The following is an 18,304-nucleotide window of genomic DNA, read 5'->3' as shown; positions in this document are numbered from 1 at the left end:
TGAAGGGGGTGGGCAACCACCCCCTTTTTTTATGACCAATATACAAAAAATTACAAACATTTCCGCAGTGGTCCTCGCTGGTGGGAAAAGCCGGAGGATGGGAAAAGATAAACGAACCCTCGAATGGGGAGGAACTAAATTTCTTGACAAAGTTTGTATCACCATAGGGGAATTATTTGATGAGATAATACTGGTGACTGCAATAGAAGATTACCCTTGCGGGCATCTCCCTGTTCGTTTAGTGACTGACGCCATCCCCCAAAAAGGCTCATTAGGTGGAATATTCACGGGGATTAAGGAAGCCTCTTATTCTTCCGTATTTGTTGTGGCTTGCGATATGCCGTTTTTAAATCCTTTTGTCATTTCAAGGCTTTGTGCGCTGCCTGAAAATGATGTGGTAATGCCCAAACTTTCGACAGGATATCAGCCTCTTCATGCCCGATATTCCAAACGATGCTCCCTCATAATGGAGAAGATGATTCAGGAAGGGAATCTTCGAATTCAAAGTCTGATTCAGGACCCATCCCTCTCCGTTCAGATTGTTGAGGAAACGTTATTCGATGACATTGATCCCCATGGGTATTCTTTTTTGAATATCAATACACCCGCTGATTATGAATTTGCCAGAAAAGCTGGTCCTCATCTGAAGTAATGGTATGTCCCTTCCACCTCACAATATATTGATTGTCCATCCTGGCGCATTAGGGGATGGGTTGTTGGCTCTGCCCGCTATTCGGGTATTGCAGGCTACCTTTCCTGGACACCGCCTGATTTGGTTTGGTCATAAGGAATTAGGTGATGTACTTGTGAATGCGCAGGAAGTTCATCAGTCCTATTCTTTTGATAGACTGGAGTTTTTGACATATCGAGGGACTAATGATTCCCATCAGGAAAATTCCCTTTCGATCATCCGGCGTGGCGATAGAGCCATAGGTTGGTTGGATGACACAGAGGGTATTTGGCGAAGTTGGTTAAAGGCTGCGGGAATTCAAAATTGTATTCTTCGGTCCCCTCATGACCGAACATTGGTAAAAAATCACATGGTTGATCGGTATGTGGAAATCCTCAAGCCGTGGACCACACAGTTCCTATGTGACATTGAATTTAACAGGAATCTTACGAGTCCTCTAGTTTTCAACAAATCATACTCGGTGAGACGTCCTTATCCCATCAAGGAGCCACTTATCCTTCTCCATGCTGGAAGTGGCAGTCGATACAAATGCGCCTCTCCGTTATTATGGGCGAGCATTGTCAAGGACCTGATGACGGCGCAACCGAAATGGCATATTTGTCTTGTGGGAGGACCTGCAGATAATGACTCTCTTCGAAATGTACAAAGCCTCCTGACTCAATTTGAATGTAACATTCTGACAGGAATGGATCTGCTTCAGATAGGGGAATATCTTCAACACGCCAAGTTGTTTATTGGGCATGATTCCGGTTTGTCGCATTTGGCTGCAAGTTTTGGCGTGCCTTCGGTGCTGATGTTTGGTCCCACTGATCCGGGAAAATGGGCCCCGCGTGGAAATCATGTAGCCGTATTACGAAAATTCTGTCATTGCCTAGGGAAGACGGCCATTGCTCGTTGTACGGATATGCCGTGTCTTTCTTTTTCCCAAGGTGAAGTCCTCGCAAATGTTGAAGATGTGTTAAGTGGAATGAAGGCGTCGGTGGCCTGCCCAAGATTCGAGTGTGTTGATGAAGCGTTCCCTGTGCCTTGCCTTGGCTAGAATGCTGTGTTACATTCGCCGCGGTTGTTAAAAAACCCATATATTCTGCGTAGATAGGATTTTAAACGGTGGAGAAATTTCTCCAAAACCAAGTCATTGAGGCCATCGCAGTTATCCTAGACAAGGTCAGGGATTCTGGCGAATTAAATCTTGGCACGGTTCCAACCATTGCCGTGGAACCTCCTAAGCGACCGGAATGGGGTGATTTTTCGTCTAGTCTCGCGATGACATTGGCCTCACAAGTTCGACAATCGCCTCTGAAAGTAGCCGAACTGTTGGCTACAGGTCTTCGGGCCCAGTTTTCAGATGTATTTGTCCGCGTTACCGTTGCCTCTCCAGGATTTTTAAATTTGACTCTTCATCCTCTCAGGTGGATTCAGGTTTTACGGATGATTCAGGACAAGGGACCCTTGTATGGCACCAGCAACATCGGAAAAGGGAAACGCATCCTCCTGGAGTTCGTGAGTGCGAATCCGACTGGGCCCCTGCATGTCGGACATGGACGAGGAGCAGCATTGGGGCAGGCCATGGCTAGGTTGTTGGTTTCTGTCGGATTTATGGTTTCCCGTGAATATTATATTAACGATGCCGGTCGTCAATTACAGTTGTTGGGACGGTCCGTCTATGCCCGCTATCGAGAGCATTGGGGAAAACCGTCAGCCTTTCCCGAGGATGGGTATCATGGAGACTATATAAAAATTGTGGCTGAATCTGTAGTGAAGACCCAGGGGCCAACCTTACTGGATAACTCATCGGATGATGCTGAAATGCTCTGTGCTCAATTGGCCAGTCAGATGCTTTTGGATCGAATTAAAGAAGATTTGGCTACATTTGGTGTTGAATTTGACTCCTGGTTTAGCGAGACATCCCTGCATACGGCAGGCCTTATCCAACAGTCATTGGAAGAACTTCGGCAAAAGAAGCTGCTCATAGAAGAGGATGGTGCCTGGTGGTTTCGTTCATCTCAGTTTGGGGATGAAAAGGATCGTGTGGCTCAAAAACAGGATGGGAGCTATACCTACTTAGCGGCCGATATGGCCTACCATCGACAAAAATTAGATCGTGGTTTTGATACCTTAATAAATATTTGGGGAGCGGACCATCATGGGTATATTCCACGCATGGAAGCGACGGTTCAAGCGTTTGGCTTTGCCAAGGAGGCTTTGCGAATCGTCCTGGTACAAATGGTGAGCCTGCGACGTGGTGGTCAAAAAATTGAAATGTCAAAGCGAGCCGGTGAATTTGTGACCCTGCGCGAGGTGATTGATGAGGTTGGTCCAGATGCCGCCAAATTCTTTTTCCTGATGAGAAGGGCCGATACGCATTTGGATTTTGATCTGGAATTGGCCAAACAACAGTCCTCCGACAATCCCGTCTATTATGTTCAATATGCGCATGCGCGATTGGCCAGTCTCTTTCGAGTGGCGCAGGAACGCCAAGTACCCCTTCCGACTATCCAGAATGTCGATCAGGCCTTGTTGATCCAGGATGAAGAGTTAGGGCTGATTAAAACGTTGGCACAGTATCCTTTTGTGGTTGAAAACAGTGCGATGGCGTTGGAGCCTCATCGGGTCACGTTTTATCTCCAAGAGCTTGCGGCCCAATTGCATGCCTACTACAACAAAAATCGGGTCCTTCCCTCATTGGATCCTGAGAGGAACACCGGGGATGCGGGAGATAACATTAAATTAGGGGCAAGTGAGCATAGTACAGCGTTGAGTCAGGAGCGTATCTACGAAAGTATTTCGCCGGACTTGACCGCTGCCCGCTTAGCCCTGCTTCGGCAAGTCCAGACGGTCATTGGTAACGGGCTGGCCATCCTGGGAATTTCTGCCCCGGAGAAAATGTAACATGCATGAAGTCAAGCATGCGCAGAGATAATGTCTAAAGAACCATCCACTTCACAATCAGGTCCAAATCGTTTGCATATTGAGCATACGTTGCCTTCTGGTCGTGCGAGGGTTGGACGACTTTTAACCTCCCATGGTGAGATCGATACTCCGGCCTTTATGCCGGTTGGCTCACAGGGGACGGTTAAAGGACTGGACCCAAATGAAGTCCGCGAATGCGGGTTTCATATGGTTTTGGCGAACGCCTATCATTTATTTTTGCGACCTGGGCATGAACTGATTGAATCTCTGGGAGGGCTTCATGCGTTCATGCAATGGTCCGGAGCGATTTTGACCGATAGCGGTGGCTATCAGATGGTGAGCCTGGCCGATCTTTGTGAGGTGACCGAGGAGGGGGTTGGCTTTCGCTCTCATATCGACGGTGCGTGGCATTTACTCTCACCGGAAAAAAGTATGACCATCCAGGTTGCACTTGGCTCCGATATTATGATGGTTCTTGACCATTGTCCGACATTTCCTTGTACCGAACAGCAAGCACGTGAAGCTGTACAGCGAACGACCAGGTGGGCTCAGCGATGCGCTGCGGTACCGAGAAAAGAGCATCAATGGTTGTTTGGGATTGTTCAGGGCGGAGTCTTTGTCCACTTGAGGCAAGAGTCGACTCAGGAGTTGGTCAATTTGAATATGGATGGCTATGCCTTGGGTGGATTATCTTTGGGAGAAGAAAAAGCCGCCATGTTGGCGATGATCGAGACGGTGATTGACCAGCTTCCCCCCAGTCGTCCCCGCTACTTAATGGGAGTTGGGCTTCCTGAAGATATTGTGGAAGGGGTGGCTCGAGGGTTGGATTTATTTGATTGCGTTATCCCGACCAGGCATGGGCGTACGGGTTGGCTGTTTACCTCGACAGGAAAGGTGTTGATTAAGCAGGCTCGCTATGCCCGGGATCCCAATCCCATTGATAGCGAATGTGGGTGTCCGGTCTGCCAACGGTTTTCCAGAGCCTATTTACGGCACTTGTTTTTATCGCATGAAATGTTAGGCGTCCGTCTGAATACGATCCATAATCTTTGGTATTATGGCTCGCTCATGAAGGGGCTACGACAAGCAATCAGCGCGAATCAGTTTGACGACTACCGGAAAGATTTTTACCGCCGACGCGAGTGTGACACGAGTGAAACGCTCATTCAAGAAGTATCGACCTGATCGAATGGGTTGGCCACAGACACATTTTAATTGAGGTACTTATGAATCTAGATTCCTATGCTTGGGCCCAAGCCGGGGGAGCCGGTCCCGATTCCTCCGCCGGCTTATTATCGCTCATTCCTTTTCTTCTGATTTTTGTGGTGTTTTATTTTTTGCTAATTTTACCGCAGCAACGTCGGCAAAAAAAACAACGGGAATTGTTGGATAGCCTTAAAAAAGGCGATAAGGTCATTACGTCTTCGGGGATTTGGGGAACCGTGACCAATTTGGATAAGGAAACGGCTACCCTGCAAGTCGCGGATAATACAAAAATTCGGTTGCAACGCGATCATATCGTGAGCATCCGTACGTCGAATGAATCATGATGGATCAAGGGGTAGATGAATGAAAAAGCTTCGTGGGAGGTTGTTTCTCCTTTTTGTGGTCACGGTGGTGTCCGTCATCCTGGCCCTTCCTTCGTTCCCAGGGCTGTTCCAGTCGTTGCCTGATGGGGTCAAGCGGGTATTAAGTCACCGTGGGCTTTCCTTGGGACTCGATCTTCAGGGAGGCATTCACCTTGTTTTGGAAGTCGAAGAGGAACGAGCGGTGGAGATTGCCGTTGATCGAATTCGTAAGGCTGTTGAGGATTTGCTAAAGGACAAGGCGATCGTGGTGGAGGGTGTTCGTCGTGAGGGGTCGAAGATGATTGTCATCACCCTTCAACAAGAAGCCGATGGGGAGCAAGTCCGAACGCTGCTCGATGAGGCTTTCCCAAATTTTGAATCGCAAAATCCCTCAGGAACGCGTTTGGCATACGAACTCCGCTCTACCGAGGTGGATCGAATCCAAACCTCAGCCATCAACCAGGCACTTGAAACCCTCAGAAACCGGATTGATGAATTTGGCGTCGCCGAACCTCTTATCCAACGGTTGGGGCTCAACCAAATTGCCATTCAATTGCCTGGAGTCAAGGATCCTCAACGGGCTAAAGATCTCATTCAAGAAACGGCTCTCTTAGAATTTAAATTGTTGGAGGAGTCCAAGGCCGCATTGGATTTACCGCCTCAAGTCGAAAAAGGCCAAGAGGGTACGGTGAGGAAGACCTTAGAAGGTAAAATTCCCGAAGGGGCAGAAATTCTCTTTGAAACGGCTATCTCGGAACCGGATGGTCGGGCGTATAGTATTCCCTACCTTGTGAAAAAAGATGCCGTTCTCACCGGAGATGTGTTGCAGGATGCCCGCGTGACGATTGGGGATTTCAATGAGCCGATTGTCAGTATTACCTTTGACAGCAAAGGGGCGCGAGAATTTGATGAGCTCACCGCTGCCAACATCGGGAAACGGATGGCGGTGGTCCTGGATGGGAAGGTGTATTCGGCGCCAGTTATCCGAGATCGCATAAGCGGCGGCCGGGCGATCATTGAAGGCACCTTTACCACTGCAGAGGCGAATGATCTGGCTGTGGTGCTCCGGGCTGGTGCGTTACCGGCACCGTTGAAAACCTTGCAGGATTTAACCGTTGGACCTTCTCTGGGACAGGATTCAATTGAGAAGGGGTTACGAACAACGATAATTGCCGGGACGCTGGTCCTCATTTTTATGATTGTGTACTACCGGCTCTCCGGTCTCATCGCCAATATGGCGGTGTTTCTCAATTTGATCTGTTTACTGGGAGCTTTATCAGGGCTTAATGCTACATTAACTTTACCAGGCATTGCCGGAATTATTTTGACCATTGGAATGGGAGTCGATTCCAATGTGTTGATATTTGAGCGAATTAGAGAGGAACTCCGTCAGGGCCGTCCCGTTCGTTTAGCCGTAGATAGTGGGTATAGTAAAGCCTTTTTGACGATCGTCGATTCCCATGTGACGACTCTGATTACAGGGTTGGCGCTGTTTTTATTTGGAACGGGACCTATCAAAGGGTTTGCAGTAACCTTGTGTTTGGGAATTGCTATTAACTTGTTTACAGCGTTGGTGGGAACGAAGGTGGTGTTTGATTTCCTGAATCGCCGAAAGTTGGACTCGCTAAGTATCTAAGGGACCACCTTGTTTGAAGCGTAATTGGTTGACCCTTCCTGGTTGAGGGGAGGTAAGGCGCGGCACTTTCAAATGCGAGGATCGATTAAGAAGGGGTGGTATCAACAGCTCATAGGCAGGGGATATTCTTTGGGGAGGAGAAATTTTTGGTCATGATGGAAATTCTTGGGAAAACAGATATTGATTTTATGGGAAAGCGGAACATTGCTTTCGTGGTATCGGGCGTTCTGGCTTCTCTGGGATTGGTGGCCGTTATCGGAATTCTGTTTGGATGGGCAAATCTGGGTATTGATTTTGCCGGGGGAACGGCGGTTCAGCTTAAGTTTGATAAACCACTCCTGATTGCCGAGGCCAGGAAAGCCTTGGATGCGCATGGATTGGGTTCCGCTGAACTTCAGGAGTTTCCCCAGGACCATAAGCTCTTGATTCGTGTAAAAACGGAAACCACGATCGAAGAAGGAATCAGTGAGAATATCATTCAGGCTTTTCAAGCTGAATTTCCTGACCATGGATTTGTCGTGGATTCCAGTACGTCAATAGGACCCACCATTGGAAAGAAACTGCAAGAAGATGCTTTGATTGCGGTCATCCTTTCCCTTGCAGGCATTATCCTCTATGTCGCCGTTCGTTTTGAGTTTCGTTTTGGCGTGGCTGCAGCCATTGCCACATTTCATGACGTTCTGGCGGTGTTGGGGATTTATTTTTTGTTAAATACAGAAATTACGCTGCTGGTGGTGACGGCGCTATTGACCCTGGCAGGGTATTCTTTGACCGATACCGTGATTGTGTTTGACCGGATTCGTGAAAATCTTCGTCAGAGGAGACGGGAAACGACGACGACGATTATTAATAATGGAATCAATCAGGTTCTAAGCAGAACATTAATTACCACACTGACTGTGGTTCTGGTCTTGGTGCCGCTGACCATTTGGGGAGGGGAAGTCTTACATGATTTTTCATTGGCCTTACTCTTGGGGGTCATGGTTGGGACCTACTCCTCGATTTTTGTCGCGAGTCCACTCCTCTTACTGTGGCCAGGTGCAGAGGGAAAGCTACTGAGCCGAGGTAAATAGTCTTCCTTGTTACCGTTTCTTGACATCAAGGAAAAAGGAGTACCAAAATGTAGAAAATCATAGGAGTTAGACGTTTTTTATGGATTTTGCGATGTTACCAAAGTGAAACGCTTTGGATTTCCCCTCCAACTCAAGGGCAAGACCATTTTGGCGATGGTGCTGGTTGGTCTTTTGCCCCTTATTCTTTCTCTTCTCCTCACATATTTTGAAGAAAAACGTGCCCTAAGGGAAGCCGCCGGTATCACCATGAAGGGGATTGCGGTGGAAGTGGCTCGTAAAGTCGAGACCCAGATTGTTCGTGGAATTAATGAGGCGCAACAGCTGGCCACGATTCCCTTTATTCGAAGTGCCATCATGAATTCGAACCGGAGTTATGCTGATAAAAATCCAGACGAAATTCAGGCTTTAATTCAGCAGTGGCAGGAAAGTTGGCGGGCCCAATCCAAAAAAGATGAGTTCCCGGTTTTTCTGAACAAATATGCTACCGACTACCTGATTCAATGGCACGCGATTCGAAAATCGGATTATCTCGCAATTGTGGTGGTGGATACCCAGGGGGCATTGGTGTTGAGCTCTTTTCCCCAAGTCAATTTTTTCCATGGAAACAGTCTCTGGTGGGAGGCCGTGGTTCAACATCATGATGCACAGGCGTTTGTAAGCGATTTGTCATTTGATCCAGGGTTTGGGACTCATGTCCTGAATGTTGGCGTCCCGATTTGGGATGATCATCGCCAAAACGTCGTGGGAGCGATCAGTATCCTTCTGAGAAGAGATTCGTTATTTCGGTCGATTTCTGAAGTGGCCGCCGGGAAAACCGGTCATGCCATGTTAACCGCATCCGATGGAATGCCGATTCTCTGTCCCGCGTTTTCTTTGGAAGAGCACGTGATGCCGCCCAATGTGGTCAATGCGTTTCAGCAAGGTGGAGTTGGGTGGTTGGTTGCCGATCCGGATTCTCATGGTATGCCGAATGCCATTGTTGGCTATGCTCCTCTTCATTTGGGGCTGACACTCGCTCCAGAAAGTTTTGGTGGAAAGTCCTGGCATATGTTGACCAGTCAAGATTCGGCGGAGACGTATGCACCACTGGATCAATTATTAAGCAAGGTCATCTTCTATGGAATCTCTGTTTTTGTCATCTTGTGGGGAGCGGGAGTCGTGGTTGCTGGCCGGATCGTGAAGCCCATACAAGCCTTATCGCAGGGAGTTGAGCAATTTGGAGATGGGAATCTTTCGGAAAAGATTGCGATCCGTACCGGTGATGAAATCGAACGCTTGGCTGATACATTCAATGCCATGGCGGACAATCTACAGCATTCGTTTTCTGAGTTGAATCAGAAAGTGGATGAAATCGGGCGATTGGAGCAGAAATATCGTGATCTCATTGAAAATGCTCCGGAAATGATTCATCAATTAGATCCCGCAGGGCGGTTCGTCCATGTAAATACGACTGAGTTGCAAAAGCTGGGATATTCGCTTGTCGACATGCTTGAGATGTCGCTCTGGGATATTGTCCCGGCGGAACAACAAGAGGGGGTGCGGGCCTATGTTCAAGGGCTGGCCATGGGTGGGGCGCGCTCCATAGAAACTGTTTTTCGTACGCAATCCCGTGAAGTGATGGATGTGGAAATTCATTCAACAACGCTGATGGATCCGGGGACCCATTCGGTGGTGTATTCGAGAGGATTTGTGAGGGATATCACTGCCCGAAAGGCTCTGGAGTGTGAAGTTGAGCGATATACCACCCAATTGGAAGGGATTGTCGCCGAACGCACCCAACAACTGTCTGACTCAGAGGCGGGCTATAAGGCGTTATTTAATTTGGCTGCCGATTCAATCTTTGTGATTGATTCGGAAGGCCGGATCCTGGATATCAATGCGCGTGAACGGGAAATTCTAGGGTATGTCCCTTCTGATTTAGAAGGCGCGTACTTCGTGAAGCTTGTTCCTCCGGCATTCCAGATGATCAGTCAGAATTTGTTGGAACGAGTCAGCGGTGAAGAGTCAAAGGTCCCCACGACAGAGATTGAGGTTTATGACCGGCAAGGCATCATGAAGTCCATGGAGATGGACCTGGTTCGCATCGATATGGGTGAAAGAGCCTCAATCATGGTGCAGTTGCGAGATATTACCGAGCATAAAAAACTTGAAGCTGAACTGCAACGATACAATGAAGTCCTGGAAGAGAAAGTCTCTGAGCGTACGCGGGAAATTGAACAGGCCAAGCTGTACATTGAAAGTTTGTTGGAAAATGCGAATGACGTGATTTATACCTTGGACGTTGATTTACGGTTTACGTATGTCAATGGGAAAGTTGATGCATGGGGATATCGAAAAGAAGACTTGATTGGTAAACCGTATCTCTCGTTACTCTCCAAGCGGTATCGCGGACGGTATTTGAAAGAAACATTGGATCTTGGAACAAAGCAAGTCTACGAAGTAGAGGTGGTCAGTCGAGAGGGAGAGTTGCGGTCAGTTCTGGTGAGTGTGGCCCCGCTTCTCAATGATGAAGGCGTGTACACAGGAGTCTTGGGTATTGCCAGGGATATCACGGAACGGAAGCATTTGGAACGCCAGGTGCAGAATTCTGAACGTTTAGCCTCCATTGGTAAGCTGGCCGCCGGGGTCGCGCATGAAATCAACAATCCGTTAGGGGGAATTTTAAATTGTTTATATAATATTCGAAAGGGAACGTTGACGCCTGAGCGATCTCAGGAATATTTGCATTTTATGGAGGACGGATTGCGACGCGTTCAACGCATCGTTCGGCAGCTTCTGGATTTTTCCCAGCAACGTGAACCGGAATTGGCCATGACAGATCTTCATCAAATTTTAGACCGAGTTCTGGTATTGACCGAGCATGTATTCCTGGTCAAGCATGCCACTCTGAGTAAGGACTATGATGAGACACTGCCGATGGTAATGGTCGATGCGCATATGATTGAGCAGGTGATTATGAATTTAGTCCTGAATGCGGTTCAGGCACTCAAAGACGGTGGCAAGGTGACCTTGCGTACCCGAAAGCAGGAAGAAGGATATGAAATTGAAGTGGAGGATACCGGGTGCGGAATACCTCAAGAGATTCGAACTCATATTTTTGATCCCTTTTTCACGACGAAAGGGACCGGAGAGGGGACCGGATTGGGATTATCGGTGAGTTTGGGAATTGTGCAGCGGCACGCAGGTGAAATGTTGGTTGACAGTGAAGAGGGAAAAGGCACTCGTTTTACCATTCGCTTGCCCTTGGTTCGATCTCGTGCGGGCATTCCTGTAAAGGTAGGCATATGACTCTCGGTTCGGTTTTGATCATTGATGATGAGCCTTTGATGCGAGTCTCTATGGTCGATGCCCTGAAGGCTATCGGCTATGTGGTCCAGGAAGCCAGTTCTGGATTGGAAGGACTCGAGCGGTTGCGGACTTCACGGTTTAATTTGGTCATTACTGATTTGCGATTGCCCGGTGTGGACGGACTGCATATCGTCAAGCAGTGCCGGGAGGAGTGCCCAGGCACGGAAGTAATTGTTATTACGGCACATGGTTCCGTTGACACGGCTGTCGACGCGATGAAAAGCGGTGCCTACGACTACATCACAAAACCCTTTTCTATGGATGAATTGTTATTGAGTGTGCAGCGGGTTTGTGCGGTGGTGGCTCTTCGTGAAGAGAATCGGGTGTTACGGGATGCCCTGGAAAAGAAATTTAGCTTCCAAGGAATTGTGGGAAAAAATGAGCGGATGCGACAAGTGCTCGAGAAAGTCAAGCTAGTCTCGGCCACTGACGCAACCGTTTTAGTGGTAGGGGAAAGTGGAACGGGAAAGGAATTGATTGCCAATGCCATCCATACCAATAGCGCTCGCCGAAATCATGCTTTGGTCAAAGTAAGTTGTGCCGCGCTCCCGGAAACGCTGTTAGAGGCTGAACTGTTTGGACATGAAAAAGGGGCATTTACGGGAGCCCTTCGGCAACGGCAGGGGCGGTTCGAACTTGCTCATCAGGGAACACTTTTTTTGGATGAAATCGGCGAAATTTCTCCGTTGGTCCAGATTAAATTGCTTCGTGTTCTACAGGAACGGCAATTTGAACGCGTCGGAGGAAATGACACGATCGAGGTGGATGTCCGATTAGTGTGTGCAACGCAGAAGGATTTGCGGAAAGAAGTTGAACAAGGACGATTCCGGGAAGATCTCTATTATCGATTGAATGTGGTGCCCGTTCAGCTTCCCCCTCTCCGAGAACGTCGAGAAGATATTTTCATGATCGCCCAGCATTTTTTGGAGACGATGTCAGGTCGAAATCACCAAGAACCCAAAGCCTTGTCACGGCAAGCTCGCGAGGTATTATTGCAGTATTCTTTTCCGGGGAATGTCCGCGAATTGGAAAATACTATTGAACGGGCGTTGGCATTGGCACAACACACGCAAGAAATCCAGGTTTGGGATCTCTGCGGACAGAGTCGATGTCCATATGCGGGAGGGGAACCGCAAAAGGGATGCGGATTTTGCGGGAATCAAGAAAGCAGGAGAGGCGTGAAAAATGGGGCGATGGAAACATTGGCCGAAGCGCGTGAGCACTTTGAACGGGGGCATATTCTAGAAATACTCAATCGAACAGGGTGGAGTCGGATGACGGCCTCGAAGGTTTTAGGATTGTCGAGAAAAGGTCTTTGGGAAAAATGTAAACGGTATGGAATTGTGCGGGCAGGCGACGACACAGACTCTGAGAAGGGCGAAGAGAATGAGGGTTGAAAGGGCAGCCCTTTGAGGAAGAGAGCTGCCCTGAGCATTCTAAGCTAAGGATTTCTGTGGCGGGAAATAAATTATTCTCCACCCTCCCAGAGGGTGATGATCCGGTCATTCCCAGCTGTGGCGAGGTATTTACCATCAGAAGAAAGAGCAATTCCCCTGACAGGCCCTTTGTGCGATCGAAGCGTTCGGAATTGACGGCCGGTTTGAATGTCCCACATTTTGACGGTCCCATCATCGCTGGCGCTGATAAGCACCTGTCCATCTTGGGTTACAAGAAGATTCCTGACCCATTCAGAGTGACCTTTCAGCGTGCGGCGTTCCTCCATGGTCGGCATGTTCCAGAATTTAATCGTACAGTCACGACTACCTGAGATCATGGTGCCCCCGTCAGGGGTAAAGGTGAGGGCCCCAATCCAATATTCCATGGGTTTTTGAAATCCGCCTTGATCATCTACGTAAAAACCACGGTTTTCGGTCTCTTCGTCATCGGCCTCATCTCTCCAATGGCCCAGGTGTACAATTTTTTCTTCCCCGCTTGGCAAAACCTCATAAAGCTTAATTTTCCCGATATCGGTGCCAGCCACTAGGTGAATGCCGTCAGGTGAAAATGCTGTGCAGACACTCCAATTATGGTCGTATTGATCTTTACCAAGAAGCGTCATGAGTTCGGTGCCGGTGGTTACTTCCCAAATTTTAATGTCTTTATTCTGTCCCGCCCTCGCGAGCATGAGCCCGTCTGGGGAAAAGGAAATACTGCATACGGCATGGTCGTAACGAGTAAAGAGTAACCGGAGGGATTCTCCCGTTTGAGGATTCCACAGTCGAATGGTCCTGTCCTCACTTGCGGAAGCGATTATTTGGCCATCAGGGCTATATTTGACTTCTCGAACGACATGTGTGTGCCCTCGTAGGGAACGAAGAAGGCGGCCGGTCTCAATATCCCACATTCGAATAAAACGGTCATTCCCTCCGCTTGCTAATGTCAGCCCATCAGGGGAAAAGGCGACAGCCCATATCTCTTGTGTGTGACCACGGAATGACTTCAGTTCCCTGATACCGCCTTTCCAATAGGCCAGTGAATCGATGAGCGGCGGAGGTTGTGAATCAGGATTATGGATGAACCCGGGATTAGAACTCAGTGTGTCTGGGCTTGTTGGCTGGGTCATGGAATTCCTCGCTTCGGAAACAGATTGACATCTAAAGGGATCGGTTAAACGGAATCAGGAATGGATGAATGGGATTCTCTTGCCAAAAGGGAAAACGCATTCCTATAATTCAACTAGTTATGATACTAAACGGCGCTTTTCGAGGGAGTCAAGGTAGCTACCTCCCAAATTATTGTGAATTTATTATTACGTGATCATCTTCCGAGAAACAAAACTCGTCTTGTGGTGATCTTGCGGTAAACGGAGGTTTGCTCATGGAAATTCGTTTTCAACCCGCCCTCCTTCAGGAGGTGATTGATTCGTTTGCGGAAAAAACTGAGCGTGAAGGGGACCCGACTTATTTTAATGAATTTCATGAGTTTGCCGATCCCATTTACGAGAAATTTTCCCTTGATGACCGTGATCCGGAGTTCAAACGCCTCTATCAACATTTATTTGCTAAATGGGGGTTTGCCGAAATTCTTCGTGATGCTTTTGATGACTTCCCGGTTTTACGAGATAAAACTGGGATTGTGTTGGTGCGAGGCGTATTGAAAGAAGATCAGGAAGGGGTTGATGTTCTTCGAAAGTGGGGAGTGGTCGAAGAAAAACTCGCTCGCCAATTTGAAGAGGCCGGGAAAAAAGGGGTGGGTATTAAATTGATCCCGAGGCGGTTTTATGATCCAGCCATTACCCGGTACCTACGACATGAGTTAACCCATATTTCTGACATGTTAGATGAGGCCTTTGGTTACGATCCTGACACAAAAGTAGGATTGAACCCTGGTGAAGAACATTTGATATTAAATCGTTACCGTGTGCTGTGGAATCTTCATGTCGATAGCCGAATTGCCCGAACAGGCAAAGAACCGATGTTTTCCAAAGAATATCGGTTTCGGGAGTTCCGTTCTTGGTATCGGAAAATTCCTCCAGGTCAGGTGGAATCCGTGTTTGAAGGCATTTGGCAGACGGATTATCTTACTCATGCCGAATTAGTGGAAATGGCCTCTGATACGATTCGAGTGATTGAGAGAGCCATTGAGGTTGAGGATAGTGAGGTTCCCGATGTGCCAACGAAACCCATGCTTCTTCCAGGGTTTCCGTGTCCTCTTTGTCGATTCCCAACTTATACCTGGGTAGAAAACATGGATGAGACGCTCGAAGGTTTTGTCTTAGATTTCATTCGAGAAAATCACCCAGGTTGGGATGTGGAATATGGAGCCTGTGACAGATGCGTGGAGGTGTATAAGCTACGGGCCTCCGGAGTGGTATAAATTCGAAAACACCTATCCTCATGTTCCATTGGTTTTATTGGTATAGACTGTTGAAAGCGTCGTAATGTCGGACTCCCATCTGCCAAACCAACCTTCGTCCAATCCGACATTAGGTCGTAGAATGTTTCTTCGACAGTCGGCCATTTCCCTTGGCGCCACAGTTCATGAATTTGTCAAACATCGTGATGCTCCTCCCCCGATAAAAAAGGAGGAGCCTGTTCCTGAGAAAACGGGGTGGCTCCGTCCCCCAGGGGCTGTTGATGAGGAATTGTTTTTGGAGCGATGCACGGGATGCGCCGATTGCGTCGAGGTCTGTCCTCACGATGCCATTCAAGTGTTAGCGAGTAATGATACTCCCGTTATCTATCCAGGAGAATCTCCATGCAAATTATGTGAAGATCTCCCCTGTATCGGAGCGTGCACAACGGAGGCCCTTTTGCCCGTTGCGGATCGGTTTCAGGTAAATATGGGAGTGGCGAAAGTTTTGGCAAAAATGTGTACGGCAGGAACTGGCTGCAATGCATGTGTGTCTAAATGTCCTACGGAGGCACTTTCGATGGATTTTGCTTCTTATCACATTCGTGTAGATGATTCAGTATGCGTGGGTTGTGGCATATGCCAATATATCTGTGGAACGGTAAATGACCGTAGCGCAATTCGGATTGTTTCGAGGTAAGGACCGTATGATATTTTAGGATTAATGATATTAATAATCTGAATGACCTGGAGAAGAAAAGTGTGAATATGGACCTTAAAGCTAGGAGGTATGGAAAATGGACGAAGGCATAAAAAGGAGTTTTTTGGTGTGGATTTTCTAGGATAAAATTAGGGGATTCAAATCCTGGAAAATTCTGGAAACTATGGGGCCATCAGGGATAATGAAGTCTTGACTTCATAGGGCTGTTGTCCTATTATCTGATCCCTTTTTCATGAATCCTTAATGGCCCTGACAATGATCCTAATTGAAGCAAATGCTTGTGAAATGAAAAATTTTTAAAAGTTAGGTGAAATATGACATCAGGCGTTAAAGAGGGGAAAAAAGCAGGGAAAAACGGAATGCCAGTTTCTGGAAATGAAAAGGCCGTCAAGATTTCTCCAAAAGATGCGCCAGCTGTTGACCGGGCGCTTTGTCGAAGCAAACTTTACCTGTTGGTGTCCTGGGGATATCTCTACCCAGAAGACGAGGAATTTCTGGATTATCTTCAGAGTGGGGAATTTGTTGAGGATGGAAAGTCGGCATTAGAAGGGTTGAAAAAAGAGCTGCAAAATATAGGTGGCAATGAAGCGCAAGAGCGTCTTGATGCATTGGTGGGTAATTTTGATGCCATTGAATCTTGGATATCCTCAGAGGGCGAAAACTGGAGTCTTCAAGACTTACGTGATGAGCATCGTCGCGTGTTTAGCAATGTCATCGCGTTAGATTGTCCGCCATACGAGACATTATTTGGAAATGATCATGTTTTCGGGCAGTCTTACGTAATGGGAGACATTGCTGGTTTTTATAGTGCTTTTGGCCTTCAGCTTTCTCCGGATATTCATGAACGCCTGGATCATTTGAGTGTAGAATTGGAATTTATGCATTATCTGGCGTACAAAGAATCATATGCCATTCTCCATGATGGAGCAGATAAACTTAAAACCGTCATTGAAGCTGAAAAAAAATTCGTTAAAGAGCATATTGGTCGATGGGTTCCTTTGTTTTCAGGAATGTTAAATAGAAAAGCCGATTACGGTTTTTATAAGATTTTGGCTGATTTCACCTCTCATTGGATTGCTTTCGATATTGCGTTCTTAGGGGTGACACCTCAGCCTTATTCAGAAACAGACTATCGCCCTGCGTCGTACAATAACCCTGAAGGTCAAAGTTTTGAATGTGGTGCTCAAGATCAAGGAAATGAGCTAAGCCTTCTGATGAGTGAAGTTGGAGCAGATGCATTTTTGGATAAGGAAAGTGGAACTTCAGGTCAGTCAGGAAATGCTTAGTATAGAATTGAGTTAAGTCATTTTTAAAATTTGTTTTAGTGGCGACAGGTTTGAGGAGACAGGTAGTTAGCAGTCTTTTCGGTTTTAATCTTTTATCAAAGGAGGATGCGTCATTATGAGATTGGTGCAGACGCGTAACAAACGACTGGTGTTTGGCGTTCTTCTGTCTGTCCTGGTGGTGTGTGTAGGTTTGACCATGGGGCAGATTCCGCTGGCCGTCTCGCAACCGGTAACGATTCCGGTTGGCAAAATTACTGGCCCAATCCCTATGGATGCGGCGAATCCTGTATGGGAATCCGTGCCCGGTATCGTTGCCCCATTAAGTGGGCAGACGATAACGACCCCAATGCACCCGAACATTTCAGTGAAAACTGTGATGATCAAAATGGCAACAAATGGCGAAGAAATCGGCGTTTGGGCTAACTGGGGGGATCAAACATTAAATAACACCACCATTGGTCCTCAGGATTTCAGGGATCAAGTGGCGGTACAATTCCCTGTGCAATCTGCAGGGGCGCCTCCATTCCAATGTATGGGACAGTCTGGTGGGACGGTCAACATATGGCGTTGGAATGCGGAATGGCAAAAGGATCTTGGAGCGGGCGTGGCCGGTATGTGGGATGTGGATAATCAATATCCCTCCATTGCATGGGATTACTACTATGAAGAGCCAGCTGGTGGTGTGACCTATCCTGACCGAATTGGTCGGAGCTTAGGGCCATTTAACCCCGGCATTTGGTCTGGTAACATCATGTCCGATCCTAACCTGCGGCTGGGATCAGTTGAAGATTTGAATGCTAACGGATTTAGTACGTTGACTACCCAGGCGTCGCAAGACGTGGTAGGAAATGGATTATGGGAGCCGTATGGGTCACTGAAGGGTGGATGCTGCAGCGGTCCGACCTGGAGAGTGGTCATGAAGCGGAGTCTCAAAACTCAAGACCCCAATGATGTTCAGTTCGCGGCAGGATCGAGCTTCCCAGTAGCTTTTGCGGTCTGGGACGGTTCAAACGTAGAACGAAATGGGATGAAAGGGATTTCGACTTGGTTTACGGCTCAAATGCCAAACTAAGTTCATTCCTTTTCTGAACAGGTCCTTTTTCATATAGGACGTAGCTGAGCTTGAAAACCTCCGGTAATGGACTCCAGTAATGGGGGAAGTTGCCGGAGGTTTTTTTTATAAGCACGTATTTCGCATAAATGGTTATCCGACAAGACAAGAAAAAGCTAATTGTTGCATTGAAGAGAATGGGACGTGTATAAATTTAAAATAGGCAAA

14 protein-coding genes are annotated in these 18,304 nt (G+C 47.7%); 13 read left to right on the top strand and 1 reads right to left on the bottom strand.

Annotated features, from left to right (window positions below; all coding sequences use genetic code 11):
* Positions 1–31 precede the first annotated feature (31 nt).
* The 9 genes from mobA to PQG83_RS11190 all read left to right on the top strand — a co-directional run bounded on the left by mobA (position 32) and on the right by PQG83_RS11190 (position 12,623).
* Positions 32–652, top strand: a complete 621-nt coding sequence (mobA, locus tag PQG83_RS11230; RefSeq protein ID WP_312740960.1) for a molybdenum cofactor guanylyltransferase — start codon at positions 32–34, stop codon at positions 650–652.
* Positions 653–656: 4 nt separating this feature from the next.
* Positions 657–1,730: a glycosyltransferase family 9 protein gene (locus PQG83_RS11225; protein WP_312740957.1), complete on the top strand. Its 1,074-nt coding sequence runs from the start codon at positions 657–659 to the stop codon at positions 1,728–1,730.
* Positions 1,731–1,798: 68 nt separating this feature from the next.
* Positions 1,799–3,580: an arginine--tRNA ligase gene (gene argS / locus PQG83_RS11220; protein WP_312740955.1), complete on the top strand. Its 1,782-nt coding sequence runs from the start codon at positions 1,799–1,801 to the stop codon at positions 3,578–3,580.
* A 30-nt stretch (positions 3,581–3,610) separates the two neighbouring features.
* Entirely contained in the window at positions 3,611–4,786 is a 1,176-nt protein-coding gene (tgt, locus tag PQG83_RS11215; RefSeq protein WP_312740951.1) for a tRNA guanosine(34) transglycosylase Tgt, read from the top strand.
* A gap of 41 nt (positions 4,787–4,827) precedes the next feature.
* Entirely contained in the window at positions 4,828–5,151 is a 324-nt protein-coding gene (gene yajC, locus PQG83_RS11210) for a preprotein translocase subunit YajC (protein ID WP_312740949.1), read from the top strand.
* Positions 5,152–5,170: 19 nt separating this feature from the next.
* Positions 5,171–6,805 carry a protein translocase subunit SecD gene (gene secD, locus PQG83_RS11205; RefSeq protein WP_312740947.1) on the top strand — a complete coding sequence of 545 codons (1,635 nt, stop codon included), beginning with the start codon at positions 5,171–5,173 and terminating at the stop codon, positions 6,803–6,805.
* A gap of 152 nt (positions 6,806–6,957) precedes the next feature.
* Complete coding sequence (gene secF / locus PQG83_RS11200) at positions 6,958–7,878, top strand: protein translocase subunit SecF (RefSeq protein WP_312740945.1); 921 nt, start codon at positions 6,958–6,960, stop codon at positions 7,876–7,878.
* Positions 7,879–7,980: 102 nt separating this feature from the next.
* Positions 7,981–11,166: a PAS domain S-box protein gene (locus tag PQG83_RS11195; protein ID WP_312740943.1), complete on the top strand. Its 3,186-nt coding sequence runs from the start codon at positions 7,981–7,983 to the stop codon at positions 11,164–11,166.
* Positions 11,163–12,623 carry a sigma-54-dependent transcriptional regulator gene (locus PQG83_RS11190; protein WP_312740940.1) on the top strand — a complete coding sequence of 487 codons (1,461 nt, stop codon included), beginning with the start codon at positions 11,163–11,165 and terminating at the stop codon, positions 12,621–12,623. The genes PQG83_RS11195 and PQG83_RS11190 overlap by 4 nt, the downstream gene beginning before the upstream one ends.
* Positions 12,624–12,694: 71 nt before the next feature.
* Here the strand turns inward: PQG83_RS11190 and PQG83_RS11185 are convergent, their stop codons facing one another.
* Positions 12,695–13,789 carry a WD40 repeat domain-containing protein gene (locus tag PQG83_RS11185; protein ID WP_312740937.1) on the bottom strand — a complete coding sequence of 365 codons (1,095 nt, stop codon included), beginning with the start codon at positions 13,787–13,789 and terminating at the stop codon, positions 12,695–12,697.
* 254 nt (positions 13,790–14,043) lie between these two features.
* Here PQG83_RS11185 and PQG83_RS11180 point away from each other — a divergent pair, with 254 nt between their 5' ends.
* The 4 genes from PQG83_RS11180 (at position 14,044) to PQG83_RS11170 (ending at position 18,097) form a co-directional block, all read left to right on the top strand.
* Complete coding sequence (locus tag PQG83_RS11180) at positions 14,044–15,042, top strand: hypothetical protein (RefSeq protein WP_312643619.1); 999 nt, start codon at positions 14,044–14,046, stop codon at positions 15,040–15,042.
* A 64-nt stretch (positions 15,043–15,106) separates the two neighbouring features.
* Positions 15,107–15,718, top strand: coding sequence for a 4Fe-4S dicluster domain-containing protein (locus PQG83_RS21000; protein ID WP_376753523.1), 612 nt, complete (start codon positions 15,107–15,109; stop codon positions 15,716–15,718).
* Between the two features lie 335 nt (positions 15,719–16,053).
* Complete coding sequence (locus tag PQG83_RS11175; RefSeq protein WP_312740934.1) at positions 16,054–17,025, top strand: TorD/DmsD family molecular chaperone; 972 nt, start codon at positions 16,054–16,056, stop codon at positions 17,023–17,025.
* A gap of 115 nt (positions 17,026–17,140) precedes the next feature.
* Entirely contained in the window at positions 17,141–18,097 is a 957-nt protein-coding gene (locus tag PQG83_RS11170; RefSeq protein WP_312740931.1) for an ethylbenzene dehydrogenase-related protein, read from the top strand.
* Positions 18,098–18,304: the final 207 nt, after the last annotated feature.

The organism is Candidatus Nitrospira neomarina (assembly GCF_032051675.1).
GTDB lineage: Bacteria > Nitrospirota > Nitrospiria > Nitrospirales > UBA8639 > Nitrospira_E > Nitrospira_E neomarina.
This window is presented reverse-complemented; position numbering and strand designations above follow the sequence as displayed.

Coding starts and splice junctions, on each gene's coding strand:
- PQG83_RS11180 (WP_312643619.1), top strand. CDS start 14,044: ATGGAAATTCGTTTTCAACCCGCCCTCCTTCAGGAGGTGATTGATTCG.
- yajC (WP_312740949.1), top strand. CDS start 4,828: ATGAATCTAGATTCCTATGCTTGGGCCCAAGCCGGGGGAGCCGGTCCC.
- PQG83_RS11190 (WP_312740940.1), top strand. CDS start 11,163: ATGACTCTCGGTTCGGTTTTGATCATTGATGATGAGCCTTTGATGCGA.
- tgt (WP_312740951.1), top strand. CDS start 3,611: ATGTCTAAAGAACCATCCACTTCACAATCAGGTCCAAATCGTTTGCAT.
- PQG83_RS11175 (WP_312740934.1), top strand. CDS start 16,054: ATGACATCAGGCGTTAAAGAGGGGAAAAAAGCAGGGAAAAACGGAATG.
- mobA (WP_312740960.1), top strand. CDS start 32: ATGACCAATATACAAAAAATTACAAACATTTCCGCAGTGGTCCTCGCT.
- secD (WP_312740947.1), top strand. CDS start 5,171: ATGAAAAAGCTTCGTGGGAGGTTGTTTCTCCTTTTTGTGGTCACGGTG.
- PQG83_RS11170 (WP_312740931.1), top strand. CDS start 17,141: ATGAGATTGGTGCAGACGCGTAACAAACGACTGGTGTTTGGCGTTCTT.
- PQG83_RS11185 (WP_312740937.1), bottom strand. CDS start 13,789: ATGACCCAGCCAACAAGCCCAGACACACTGAGTTCTAATCCCGGGTTC.
- secF (WP_312740945.1), top strand. CDS start 6,958: ATGATGGAAATTCTTGGGAAAACAGATATTGATTTTATGGGAAAGCGG.
- PQG83_RS21000 (WP_376753523.1), top strand. CDS start 15,107: ATGTCGGACTCCCATCTGCCAAACCAACCTTCGTCCAATCCGACATTA.
- PQG83_RS11225 (WP_312740957.1), top strand. CDS start 657: ATGTCCCTTCCACCTCACAATATATTGATTGTCCATCCTGGCGCATTA.